The following is a 12,447-nucleotide window of genomic DNA, read 5'->3' as shown; positions in this document are numbered from 1 at the left end:
CCACTGAAGCGTTGGTGATTCTGTCACGTAAACTCGCTCGCATTGCGTTTGCCTTGATGAAAACGAAGACGAACTACGTCAGCAAAACGGCCTAAAAAGCTTGGTGAAAACCATAGAATCTCCCACACTGTCTTGTGCCTGACTCGGAATCAAAGCTAAACACTACCCCTGTGGGAGCGAGCCTGCTCGCGAATGCATTCCGTCAGTCAGCAATTTGGCCGACTGATCTGACGCTTTCGCGAGCAGGCTCGCTCCCACAGGGTTTTGTGTTGAATGGCAGATATGTTTCGCACTGTATCTGCCTGCGCAGATCTCACCTTTTCTTACAAACTCCACGCGCCACGACACAGTCGCGATACACCGCCACCGCTTAATGGCCACACCCGAGCGCACCTGCTCAGGGCTTCGTCCTTAACGTGTGGCTGCGCTGTGCAGCCAGGAGAATGTCAATGTCGCGTACTTCGACCCTCGGTAAAAAATCCATTGGCCTGTTCGGCGCCGCACTCGCCGGTGGGCTGATGTTGTCCGGTTCGGTATTTGCCGCCCAGCCACTGGCGCAAGGCTACATGGTCGCCTCGGCGGAAACCTCGGTGAAGACGCCGGAAGGCAAATGCGGTGAAGGTAAATGCGGTGATGCTTCGATGGCCAAGACCGACAGCGACGGTGACGGCAAAGTCTCCCGCGCGGAATTCATCAAGGTTGCGCCAAAGTCTGACTTCGACAAGATCGACACCAACCACGACGGCTTCATCGACGAGCAAGAGGCTTACAACAATGTGAAGGCCAACTTCGAAGCCAATGGCAAGAAGATGCCCAAAGGTCTGTTCGAGCATCTGAAGGATCAAGATGGCGCCTGATTCAGCAGGCAATCCAGCCGCGCTTTTATAAGAAAAGCGCGGCTTTTTCATGTCTGGCGCTTACAACTGAAAGCGCCGCACCATGCCTTGCAGGGCGTTGGCCAGTTTCGACAATTCGTGGCTGGAGGCGCTGGTCTGGTCGGCACCTGCCGCAGAGCGTACCGACAAATCACGAATGTTGACCAGATTGCGGTCCACTTCCCGCGCCACCTGCGCCTGCTCCTCGGCAGCGCTGGCGATGACCAGATTACGCTCGTGGATCTCATGCACCGACGCGGTGATCGTCTGCAACGCCTCACCGGCGCGTGCCGCCATGCTCAGCGTGGTATTTGCACGCGCAGCACTGGCCTGCATCGACTCCAGCGCCAGACTCGAGCCGTTGCGCATGCCCTGCACCATCTGCTCGATTTCCTGGGTCGATTGCTGCGTACGATGGGCCAGCGCGCGCACCTCATCGGCGACCACGGCAAACCCGCGCCCGCTTTCACCCGCCCGCGCCGCTTCAATCGCCGCGTTGAGCGCTAACAGGTTGGTCTGCTCGGCAATTGCGCGAATCACGTCGAGCACCTTGCCGATGTCCTGGGATTGATTGGCCAACGATTGCACCAACTCGCCGGTGTGCTGCACATCAGCGGCCAGGGCACTGATGGCGCTGGCAGTCTCGCTGACCCGCTCCTGCCCCAGTTGCGCCGAATCGCTGGATTGGCGGGTGGCGTCGCTGGTCGAAACGGCGTTGCGCGCAACCTCCTCCACCGCCGTGGTCATCTCAGTGACCGCGGTGGCCGCCTGTTCGATTTCATTGTTCTGCTGTTGCAGGCCTTGGGAGCTGTCGAGCGTCACTGCGTTGAGTTCGTCGGCAGCGGACGCCAATTGCGTGGCCGAGCCGCTGATGCCCTGCAAGGTTTCGCGCAGGTTCTGCTGCATGGTCGCCAGTGCCTTGAGCAAACGGCTGACCTCGTCGTTGCCCTGGGTTTCGATGGGGCGGGTCAAATCGCCCTTCGCCACGCTTTCAGCGGCGCTGACTGCGCTGCTCAGCGGTCGCACGATGCTGCGTGTCAGCAGCATGGCAAGCGCCACAGTGGCGAGCGCCGCCAATGCGATGAACACGCTGACGATGGTCCGCGATGTGGCGTAGTGGGCGGCAGACTTCTGGCTCTCCAGCGCGACCTGTTTGGCGAACAGATCCGCCAGGTCATTGAGTTGCTTGCCCGAGCCGTCAACCACGGTCTTCATGTCGACAAGCAGCAGTTTCGTCAGCTCGTCGCGCTTGCCCTGCTCGGCCAGGGTGAACGATTGGGCAATCCCGGTGCGGTACGCAGCAAAGGTCTGCTTGAACTGGTCGTAGAGCTGCTGGCCCTCTGGCGTGGTGACCAGATTGTCGTAAGCGGTGATTTTCTCGCTGAGCTCTTTGTCGCGGGTGTCCATCTGGCCGCGGTAAGTCGGGATGTTCTTCGGGTCTTCGTCCAGCGCCATGCGCAAGGAGATGGTGCGGATACGCAGCATCAGCTCGCGAATCTCGTCGCCGCCACGAATGCTCGGCAGCCACTGAGTCTCCACGGCGACTTCACTGTCGCGGATGCTCGACATCTGCCCAAGGGCAAACACGCCGAGCAAGGCCACCAATACCGCGATCAGGGCAAAGCCCAAGGCAGCCCGCGGAGCAATATTCAACTGACGAAGCAACATGACGAACGCCCTTATTCTTGTATTGGCCAGATTCGAAGGGCGAAGCCATGGCAGTCCCCTCGTGTTAGCGGGCTATCGGCCGGTTGTATGACGACTTGAAGGGATTTGTCTTTTCAGCAGACAAAAAAAATCCCCGTATCTTTCGATACGAGGATTTTCAATATGGTCGGGGTAAGGGGATTCGAACTCCTGACATCCTGCTCCCAAAGCAGGCGCGCTACCGGACTGCGCTATACCCCGGTAAAAAAAAGGCGACCTTTCAAAGATCGCCTTCTTCGATCAGCGCTTTTGGCCTCTGATCTTAAGATTCGATCCCAGCGCTAACTGGTTTCAAAAATGGTGGGTCGTGTGGGATTCGAACCTACGACCAATTGGTTAAAAGCCAACTGCTCTACCAACTGAGCTAACGACCCAAAAATGGTCGGGGTAAGGGGATTCGAACTCCTGACATCCTGCTCCCAAAGCAGGCGCGCTACCGGACTGCGCTATACCCCGGTTTGAAATTGGCTCCGTGACCAGGACTCGAACCTGGGACCCAATGATTAACAGTCATTTGCTCTACCGACTGAGCTATCACGGAACTACATATTTCAATTTACAACGGTGAAACCTGAAGCTTCTCGACACCGTTTTCGCATCGCTGCGTTCGTGTGTCTGAGGCGCGCTATTCTACAACCTAGAACACCTCTGTCAACCCCCTAAATTGCTTTCAAGTTAATGATTTGCAACTTATTTCAGTTTTCAACCCAGTGAGTTGAAACGCTGCCGGTGACTGACTGCGGGGCGCACTTTACAAGCCTTTTCCTTTGAGTTCAACAGCCTAACGAAAAAAAAGGCCCCACAATGTGGGGCCTCGGATTTTTACCTGGCGTGAGGGCTTAGTTGAAAACGATTTCCTCGTTCTCGACGGTGCCGGTTGCGGTGTCGCCTGGCATGAAGTGACCGGAAAGGATCAACTGTGCCAGCGGGTTTTCGATCCAGCGCTGAATCGCACGTTTCAACGGCCGTGCGCCATAGACCGGGTCGTAACCGACGGCAATCAGCTTGTCCATCGCCTCCGGGCTCAATTCTAGCTTCAACTCACGCTCGGCCAGACGACTGCGCAGACGGCCCAGCTGAATCTCGGTAATGCCCGCGATCTGCTCACGCGCCAGCGGCTCGAAGATCACCACTTCGTCGACACGGTTGATGAACTCCGGACGGAAGTGCGACGTCAGCGCGTCCATCACGGCTGCACGCTGGGCCTCACGGTCACCGACCAGTTCCTGGATCTGCATCGAGCCGAGGTTCGAGGTCATCACGATCACCGTGTTGCGGAAATCCACCGTACGGCCATGGCTGTCGGTCAGACGGCCGTCCTCGAGCACTTGCAGGAGGATGTTGAACACATCCGGGTGCGCCTTCTCGACTTCGTCCATCAGGATCACCGAGTAAGGCTTGCGCCGTACCGCTTCGGTCAGATAACCGCCCTCTTCATAGCCGACGTAGCCCGGTGGCGCGCCGATCAGACGAGCCACGGAATGTTTCTCCATGAACTCGGACATGTCGATCCGCACCATTGCCTCTTCAGTGTCGAAGAGGAATTCAGCCAGTGCCTTGCACAGCTCGGTTTTACCGACACCGGTCGGGCCGAGGAACATGAACGAACCGCTCGGACGATTCGGGTCAGACAGCCCGGCGCGCGAACGGCGTACCGCGTTGGCCACGGCCACGACCGCTTCTTCCTGACCAATCACCCGTTTGTGCAACAGGCTTTCCATCTTCATCAGCTTGTCGCGCTCACCTTCGAGCATTTTCGACACCGGGATGCCGGTCCATTTCGACACGACTTCGGCGATCTCTTCCTCGGTGACCTTGCTGCGCAGCAACTGGTTTTCGCTCTTGCCGTGCTGGTCAACCATCTGCAGGCTGCGTTCCAGATCCGGGATCACCCCGTACTGCAACTCGGCCATGCGATTCAGATCGCCTTTGCGCCGCGCCGCTTCCAGTTCCTGACGCGATTGCTCGATCTTTTGCTGGATCTGCGCAGAACCCTGCACCTCGGCTTTTTCCGAGTTCCAGATTTCTTCCAGGTCAGAATACTCACGCTCATGACGCTCGATTTCTTCCTGGAGCTTTTCCAGACGTTTCTTCGCCGCGTCGTCGCTTTCTTTCTTCAGCGCCTGGGATTCCACTTTCAGTTGAATCAAGCGCCGCTCCAGACGGTCGAGCACTTCCGGCTTGGAGTCGATTTCCATGCGGATACGGCTGGCGGCCTCGTCGATCAGGTCGATGGCCTTGTCCGGCAGCTGCCGATCAGTAATGTAGCGATGACTGAGCTTCGCCGCCGCGATGATCGCGCCGTCGGTGATAGCCACCTTGTGGTGAACCTCGTAACGCTCTTTGAGGCCACGCAGGATCGCAATGGTGTCTTCTTCGCTCGGTTCATCCACCAGCACTTTCTGGAAGCGCCGCTCCAGCGCCGCATCCTTCTCTATATATTGGCGGTACTCGTTGAGCGTGGTCGCGCCGACGCAGTGCAACTCGCCACGGGCCAATGCAGGCTTGAGCATGTTGCCAGCATCCATCGAGCCTTCGCCTTTACCGGCGCCGACCATGGTGTGCAGTTCGTCGATGAACAGAATGATCTGCCCTTCCTGCTTCGACAGTTCATTGAGCAAGCCTTTCAGGCGCTCCTCGAACTCACCGCGGTACTTGGCGCCGGCAATCAGCGCGCCCATGTCCAGCGAGAGCAGACGCTTGCCCTTGAGGCCGTCCGGCACTTCGCCGTTGATGATGCGCTGGGCCAGGCCTTCGGCGATGGCGGTTTTACCCACGCCAGGCTCACCGATCAGCACCGGGTTGTTCTTGGTGCGACGTTGCAGGACCTGAATGGTACGGCGGATTTCGTCGTCACGGCCGATCACCGGATCGAGCTTGCCGTCTTCGGCACGCTTGGTCAGGTCGACGGTGTATTTATCCAGCGCCTGCCGCGACTCCTCGTGGTTGGCGTCGTTGACTGCTTCGCCGCCACGCAGGTTGTTGATCGCGTTTTCCAGGGCTTTCTTGCTCACGCCCTGGCCGAGCAGCAACTTGCCGAGCTTGCTGTTCTCGTCCATCGCCGCAAGCAGCACCAGTTCGCTGGAGATGAACTGATCGCCCTTCTGCTGCGCCAGGCGGTCGGCCTGATTGAGCAGACGCGCCAGATCCTGCGACATGTTCACATCGCCGGTCGGGTTCTGAATTTTCGGTAATTGGTCGAGCTCTTTGGTCAGCTCTTTACGCAAGCTGTTGACGTCGAAGCCTACCTGCATCAGCAGCGGCTTGATCGAACCGCCCTGCTGTTCAAGCATGGCCTGCATCAAGTGCGCCGGCTCGATCGCCGGATGATCATGGCCGACAGCCAACGACTGGGCGTCGGACAAGGCCAACTGTAATTTGCTGGTTAAACGGTCTATACGCATGGGTCACCTTCCTTTTTAGCAGGCCGGACCTAAGAAACCATCCTGAATAAAGAAACCTGCCAGATACCGCTATAGATGCGGTCGATTCTGCAAGATTCAAGCGACAAAGGGTTGATGCAGATCAGAGAGTCTAGCTGGCGCCCAGCTTCGCAATACGATCCTCTTTTGACGAGTGGCTGTTTTCGTCAGGCAAGGCGCCGCGACGAGTCATAGCCCGCTATGGCGAGGAGCGGCAACGCCGCATGACGGAAACAGACGCCGTCAAAAAGGAATCGTATTTGTGAGGCTGGGCGCCTCAAGCCAGATAAGGGAGGCGAAGCGACCGGTGCGCGACGCGCGGCGGTAAGAGAAGAAGCGCGGGTCGGTCACGGTGCAAAAACCGCCACCGTAAACCGCAGTGACGCCACGGGCTTCCAGACGCAGACGCGCCAGCAAATAGATGTCTGCCATGAACTTACCAGCATTGTTGCTCGGCACAAAGGCTGTGGCTGCTTCCGGCAATTGACTGATGAAGACTTCCCGCACTTCCGGGCCGACTTCAAAGGCTTGCGGGCCGATGGCAGGACCGAGCCAGACCAGCACGTCTTCAGGTGCAACATCGAGGCTATCGAGGGTGGCTTCAAGCACACCCGCCGCCAAGCCACGCCAACCGGCATGTGCTGCCGCGACATGGGTGCCGGCGCGATCGCAGAACAATGCCGGCAGGCAATCGGCGGTCATCGCCGTGCAGGCGATACCGGGCTTGTCTGTCCAACTGGCATCGGCGGTCGCGACCACATCCGGATCAGCTTGCGCCACGGTAATCCCGTGCACTTGCTGCAACCAGGCAGGCTGTATGGAGAAGTGATCAGTCAGACGACGACGGTTCTCGGCAACAGCCTCAGGACGATCATCAACATGATCGCCCAGATTCAAGCTGTCGAACGGCGCCTCGCTGACGCCACCCTCGCGAGTGGTGACGCAGGCTCTGACGCTGGCCGGCGCAGGCCAGTCCGGCGTCAGCCAGTTCATCCGACGAATGCCTCGCGATCCTGCTTGAGCAGGGTCAGCAGCCAGACGAAATCTTCCGGCAGCGGCGATTCCCAGCTCATCCGTTCACCGCTCGTCGGGTGATCGAGTTCGAGGAAGCGCGCATGCAGGGCCTGACGCGGGAAGTGCTTGAGCGATTCGACCATGGTCGGGTTCGCCGCTGGCGGAATACGGAAACGCCCGCCGTACGCCGGGTCGCCGACCAACGGGAAGTTGATGTGCGCCATGTGCACGCGAATCTGGTGCGTACGACCGGTTTCCAGCTTCACCCGCACGTGCGTGTGCGAACGGAAACGCTCGAGTACGCGGTAGTGGCTGACGGCAGGCTTGCCGCCTTCCATCACCGCCATGCGCTGACGCTGCTGGCCGTGACGGCCGATCGGCGCGTTGATCTTGCCGCCGGCCGTGACCACACCGATGACGATGCATTCATAGATGCGGCTGACACTGCGGCTCTGCAACTGCGCAACCAGTTTGGTCTGCGCCTGAATGGTCTTGGCCACCACCATCAGACCGGTGGTGTCCTTGTCCAGACGATGGACGATGCCGGCCCGCGGGACATTGATGATGTCCGGCACATGGTGCAGCAAGGCGTTGAGCAGCGTGCCATCGGCGTGACCGGCGGCCGGATGGACCACCAGGCCCGCAGGCTTGTTGATCACCAGAATGTCGTCATCTTCGTAGACGATGTCGAGCTCGATGTCCTGGGCGATCCACTCGCCCTGGGCTTCCTGCTCGGCCGTCAGTTCGAGGACGGCACCGCCATGCACGATGTCGCGCGGGCGGATCACCGCCCCGTCCACAGTCAGGCGACCTTCTTTGATCCAGGCGGAAAGGCGCGAGCGCGAGTGCTCAGCGAAGAGTTGGGCGGCGACTTGATCGAGGCGTTGGCCGCCCAATTCGGACGGCACCTCTGCGCTAAGTTCTATTTTATCGGACATGCTCGGACTGGGCGTCGGCACAGCCTTTGGTTTCGGCTGCGCGCTTGTGGTTAAATACGGCGTCTTTTGCCCCGAGGCTTTTCAACGGGGCGCTCATCATAACAGGACGGCCCCGCCCAAGACAGCGGCCGTCATAGGGACGCAAGCCGCCATGCAAGTGAAACACCTGCTGCTGATCGCCATCCTCGCATTGACCGCTGCTTGCTCATCGAAGGAAGTCGTAGACGAAAACCTCAGCGAAGCCGAGCTGTACCAGCAGGCTCAGACTGATCTGGACAACAACAGCTACACCAGCGCCACAGCCAAGCTGAAGGCTCTGGAGTCGCGTTATCCGTTCGGTCGCTACGCCGATCAGGCTCAGCTGGAGTTGATCTACGCCAACTACAAGAACGCCGAGCCGGAGGCTGCGAAGTCCGCCGCCGAGCGTTTCATTCGTTTGCATCCGCAGCACCCGAACGTGGATTACGCGTACTACCTCAAGGGTCTGACCTCGTTCGACCAGGATGTCGGCCTGCTGGCGCGCTTCCTGCCGCTGGACATGACCAAGCGTGACCCGGGCGCCGCCCGCGACTCGTACAACGAGTTCGCGCAGCTCACCAGTCGCTACCCGAACAGCCGCTACGCGCCGGACGCCAAGCAGCGCATGATCTACCTGCGCAACCTGCTGGCCGCCTACGAAATCCACGTGGCCGACTACTACCTGACCCGTCAGGCTTATGTAGCCGCTGCCAACCGTGGCAAATACGTGGTGGAGAACTTCCAGGAAACCCCATCGGTCGGCGACGGCCTGGCGGTGATGACCGAAGCCTACCAGCGTCTGCACCTTGACGATCTGGCGGCGACCAGTCTGGAAACCCTGAAGCTCAACTACCCGGATCACCCGAGCCTGCAGGACGGCCAGTTCGTGCCGCGCGTTGCCGAAGCCGACAACCGTTCGTTCCTGAGCAAGGCGACTTTGGGCCTGATCGAGTCGCGCCCACCGCTGCCGCCGGGCGAAACCCGCGCCAATCAGGACGTGCAGAAGCAGTTCCAGGACGCGAAAGATGCGATCCCGAACGAGCTCAAGCCGAAAGACGAAAACGGCGACGTAATCGAAGAGCCGGAGCCGGAATCCACCGACACCGACCGCTCGTGGTTCAGCTACATGACCTTCGGCGTGTTCGACTGAGCACACCGGCGGTAACAAAAAGGGAGATCTGCGGATCTCCCTTTTTTATTGCGACGCTTCAATCCGCTGTGCGCTGCTCGGCTCCTTGGCTAAACTGCCGGATCATCAGTCGAAAAGCCGCTCATCATGCTTCGTTTATTGTTCTGGATCGCCGTGATCTTCGCCGCCATCTGGCTCTGGCGTAAATTCAAGGCGCCCGCCGCGTCCAATCAATCCCAGCGCAATTCTCGCGAGCAAGACGCCGCGCCCATGGTGCGCTGCGCCCATTGCGGTGTGCACCTGCCCCGCGATCGCGCGCTGGGCAATCAGCAACAGTGGTATTGCAGCCAGGCTCACCTCGAGCAAGGCCCGGGCGCCAGTGGTCGCTGAGGCTGCCACCAGCGACAGCAAACAGGCGCAGCGTCTGCTGCGTCTTTATCACCTGTACCGTCTCAGCGTCGGCATCACCCTGGTGTTGCTGATCTCAAGCAACATGGACAATCGCTTGCTGACGTCGGCCAACGACGATTTGCTGCGCGGCGGCAGTTGGCTGTATCTGGTTCTGAATATTCTGCTGGTGGTGTTTCTCGAAAACACCCGCCGGCCCGGGCAATTGTTCAGCCTGGCTTTGGTTGACGTGCTGCTTCTGTGCGGTTTGTTTTTCGCGGCGGGCGGCGTTGGCAGTGCGCTGGGCAACTTGTTGATTGTGTCCGTGGCGATCAGCAACACCTTGCTGCGCCGGCGTATCGGCCTGTTGATTGCGGCCATCGCCGCGCTGGGCATTGTCGGCTCGAGTTTCCTGCTCGGTATCAACCACTCACTGAGCGCCAATGAATACCTGCAGGCCGGCACGCTCGGCGCCTTGTGCTTTGCCGCATCGCTGTTGGTGCAGGGGCTGGTCCGTCGCCTCGAGGTCAGCGAGACCCTGGCCGAGCAGCGCGCCAGTGAAGTGGTGGGTCTCGAAGCGTTGAATGCTCTGATCCTGCAACGCATGCGCACCGGCATTCTCGTCCTTGATCACGAGCGTCGCGTACTGTTGGCCAATCACAGCGCGCAAACCCTGCTCGCCCGATCGCACTTGCAGGGCCACTTGATCGATGAGTTTTCGCCGACGCTGGTCGAGCGCCTGCAACTGTGGATGAACAACCCGACCCTACGCCCGCAAAGCCTGAAAGTCCCCGGCAATGGCATAGAACTTCAACCGAATTTCATCGCGCTGGAGCAGAGCCCGAATCCGCGCACCCTGGTGTTTCTCGAAGACCTTGCGCAAATCACCCAACAGGCGCAGCAATTGAAACTCGCCGCGCTCGGGCGATTGACCGCCGGCATCTCCCACGAAATTCGCAATCCGTTGGGCGCAATCAGCCACGCTGCGCAGCTGTTGGCCGAGTCCGAGGAACTCGACAGTGCCGATCGGCGTCTGACGCAGATTATTCAAGATCACTCCCAGCGCATGAACCGAGTCATCGAAAACGTCCTGCAACTGTCCCGCCGCCAGCAGAGTGCCCCGCAACGGCTGGACCTCAAACCGTGGCTGGAAAACTTCGTTGCCGAAAGCCGCGAGCAGGCCAGCGAGCGCCAGCAGATCCATCTGCGAATCAATTCCGGGGACTTCACCACGCTGATGGACCCGAACCAGCTGCGGCAGATCCTCGACAACCTGCTGCGCAACGGCTGGCGTCACAGTGCCCTGCTGCACGATCAGGCCGAGGTCTGGCTGGCGCTGTTCACTGACCCCGACAGCCAGTTGGCGGTTCTCGAAGTACAGGACAACGGCCCCGGCGTACCGGCCGAGGAACAGGCGCATCTGTTCGAACCGTTCTTCACCACCAGCAGCCAGGGCACCGGCCTTGGGCTTTATCTGTCCCGTGAGCTGTGCGAAAGCAACCAAGCGCGCCTAGACTTTCAATCACGCCAAGGCGGCGGCTGCTTTCGCATCACCTTTGCTCACGGACGGAAACAAAGTTGAATACAAGCCCACGGCAAAAAATCCTTATCGTCGACGACGAACCGGACATTCGCGAACTGCTGGAAATCACTCTGGGGCGAATGAAACTCGACACCTACAGCGCGCGCAATCTCGTCGAAGCGCAAACGCTGTTGCAGCGCGAGGCGTTCGACCTGTGCCTGACCGACATGCGTCTGCCCGACGGCACGGGGCTTGAGCTGGTGCAGCACATCCAGCAACGTTATCCACACGTGCCGGTGGCGATGATCACCGCGTATGGCAGCCTGGAAACCGCGATCAACGCCTTGAAGGCCGGGGCGTTCGACTTCCTGACCAAACCAGTCGACCTTACGCGCCTGCGCGAACTGGTCAGCAGCGCCTTGCGCATGCCGGCCGCGGGTGGCCATTGCACACCGATCGATCGGCATTTGCTCGGCGATTCACCGCCGATGCGCAACCTGCGCAAGCAAATCGACAAACTCGCGCGTAGTCAGGCGCCGGTGTACATCAGCGGTGAATCCGGCAGCGGTAAGGAACTGGTCGCACGCCTGATCCACGAACAAGGGCCACGCGCCAGCCAGCCGTTCGTGCCGGTCAACTGCGGGGCGATTCCGTCGGAGTTGATGGAAAGCGAATTTTTCGGTCATCGCAAAGGCAGTTTTACTGGCGCGGTCGAAGACAAACCGGGGCTGTTTCAAGCGGCCCATGGCGGCACGCTGTTTCTCGACGAAGTGGCAGACTTGCCGCTGTCGATGCAGGTCAAGCTGCTGCGTGCGATCCAGGAAAAAGCCGTGCGCAGCGTCGGCGGCCAGCAGGAAACCGTGGTCGACGTGCGGATTCTTTGCGCCACGCACAAGGACCTCGATGCCGAGGTGGCCGCCGAGCGTTTTCGTCAGGATCTGTATTACCGCTTGAACGTGATCGAGCTGCGTGTGCCGTCTCTGCGCGAGCGCCGTGATGACATCGAAGTGCTCGCGGCGCACATGCTCAAGCGCTTGGCCAAGGACACCGGCCAGCCAGCTGCGCGTCTACACCCGCAGGCGCTGGAAGCACTGAAGAATTACCGCTTCCCCGGCAATGTGCGGGAACTGGAGAACGTTCTTGAGCGGGCGCATACCCTGTGTGAGAACCGTATGATCGAGGCCGACGATTTGCGCCTGAGTGAAGGCAACTGTGCTGCTGATGGTGCGATTGCCGATCTGACGCAAATCGACAATCTCGAAGATTATCTGGAGAACGTCGAGCGCAAGCTGATCTTGCAGGCGCTGGAAGAGACGCGCTGGAACCGCACGGCGGCGGCGCAGCGCCTGAGTCTTTCGTTTCGGTCGATGCGTTACCGGCTGAAGAAACTCGGGCTGGATTAAAGGCCTCTTCGCGAGCAGGCTCACTCCTACAC

General features: G+C 59.7%; 9 protein-coding genes, 4 tRNA genes and 1 pseudogene. 5 read left to right on the top strand and 9 right to left on the bottom strand.

The window, feature by feature from the left end:
• The first annotated feature begins 449 nt into the window (after window positions 1-449).
• Complete coding sequence (locus ACGSLL_RS22600) at window positions 450-857, top strand: HvfA family oxazolone/thioamide-modified RiPP metallophore (RefSeq protein ID WP_203419536.1); 408 nt, start codon at window positions 450-452, stop codon at window positions 855-857.
• Window positions 858-917: 60 nt separating this feature from the next.
• Here the strand turns inward: ACGSLL_RS22600 and ACGSLL_RS22595 are convergent, their stop codons facing one another.
• The 9 genes and pseudogenes from ACGSLL_RS22595 to rluD all read right to left on the bottom strand — a co-directional run bounded on the left by ACGSLL_RS22595 (window position 918) and on the right by rluD (window position 7,956).
• Window positions 918-1,781, bottom strand: a complete 864-nt coding sequence (locus tag ACGSLL_RS22595) for a methyl-accepting chemotaxis protein (protein WP_394507992.1) — start codon at window positions 1,779-1,781, stop codon at window positions 918-920.
• Window positions 1,773-2,543 (bottom strand): annotated as a pseudogene (locus ACGSLL_RS22590) (MCP four helix bundle domain-containing protein); the annotation flags it as partial. The gene ACGSLL_RS22595 and the pseudogene ACGSLL_RS22590, both read right to left, overlap by 9 nt.
• A gap of 163 nt (window positions 2,544-2,706) precedes the next feature.
• Window positions 2,707-2,783: transfer RNA gene (locus ACGSLL_RS22585), tRNA-Pro, on the bottom strand.
• A 97-nt stretch (window positions 2,784-2,880) separates the two neighbouring features.
• Window positions 2,881-2,956: transfer RNA gene (locus ACGSLL_RS22580), tRNA-Lys, on the bottom strand.
• A gap of 5 nt (window positions 2,957-2,961) precedes the next feature.
• Window positions 2,962-3,038, bottom strand: a tRNA-Pro gene (locus tag ACGSLL_RS22575).
• Window positions 3,039-3,047: 9 nt separating this feature from the next.
• Window positions 3,048-3,123, bottom strand: a tRNA-Asn gene (locus ACGSLL_RS22570).
• A gap of 298 nt (window positions 3,124-3,421) precedes the next feature.
• The gene (gene clpB / locus ACGSLL_RS22565) at window positions 3,422-5,986 is read right to left on the bottom strand and encodes an ATP-dependent chaperone ClpB (protein WP_394507990.1); all 2,565 of its coding nucleotides are present in this window, start codon (window positions 5,984-5,986) and stop codon (window positions 3,422-3,424) included.
• 261 nt (window positions 5,987-6,247) lie between these two features.
• On the bottom strand, window positions 6,248-6,997 hold the full coding sequence (pgeF, locus tag ACGSLL_RS22560) for a peptidoglycan editing factor PgeF (protein WP_394507989.1): 750 nt from the start codon (window positions 6,995-6,997) through the stop codon (window positions 6,248-6,250).
• Window positions 6,994-7,956, bottom strand: coding sequence for a 23S rRNA pseudouridine(1911/1915/1917) synthase RluD (rluD, locus tag ACGSLL_RS22555; RefSeq protein ID WP_203419539.1), 963 nt, complete (start codon window positions 7,954-7,956; stop codon window positions 6,994-6,996). Before rluD ends, pgeF begins: the two co-directional genes overlap by 4 nt.
• Window positions 7,957-8,107: 151 nt before the next feature.
• Here rluD and ACGSLL_RS22550 point away from each other — a divergent pair, with 151 nt between their 5' ends.
• From ACGSLL_RS22550 to ACGSLL_RS22535, 4 genes are all read left to right on the top strand, one after another.
• Window positions 8,108-9,124 carry an outer membrane protein assembly factor BamD gene (locus tag ACGSLL_RS22550; RefSeq protein ID WP_394507988.1) on the top strand — a complete coding sequence of 339 codons (1,017 nt, stop codon included), beginning with the start codon at window positions 8,108-8,110 and terminating at the stop codon, window positions 9,122-9,124.
• A gap of 126 nt (window positions 9,125-9,250) precedes the next feature.
• Window positions 9,251-9,493: a PP0621 family protein gene (locus ACGSLL_RS22545; protein WP_090286400.1), complete on the top strand. Its 243-nt coding sequence runs from the start codon at window positions 9,251-9,253 to the stop codon at window positions 9,491-9,493.
• Window positions 9,483-11,072 carry a sensor histidine kinase gene (locus ACGSLL_RS22540; RefSeq protein WP_394507987.1) on the top strand — a complete coding sequence of 530 codons (1,590 nt, stop codon included), beginning with the start codon at window positions 9,483-9,485 and terminating at the stop codon, window positions 11,070-11,072. Before ACGSLL_RS22545 ends, ACGSLL_RS22540 begins: the two co-directional genes overlap by 11 nt.
• Window positions 11,069-12,415, top strand: coding sequence for a sigma-54-dependent transcriptional regulator (locus ACGSLL_RS22535; RefSeq protein ID WP_394507986.1), 1,347 nt, complete (start codon window positions 11,069-11,071; stop codon window positions 12,413-12,415). The genes ACGSLL_RS22540 and ACGSLL_RS22535 overlap by 4 nt, the downstream gene beginning before the upstream one ends.
• Window positions 12,416-12,447 lie beyond the last annotated feature (32 nt).

This window comes from Pseudomonas retamae (assembly GCF_043496865.1).
Taxonomy (GTDB): Bacteria; Pseudomonadota; Gammaproteobacteria; order Pseudomonadales; family Pseudomonadaceae; genus Aquipseudomonas; species Aquipseudomonas retamae.
Note: the sequence above shows the minus strand (reverse complement) of the source record. Positions and strands in the feature narration are given on the sequence as shown.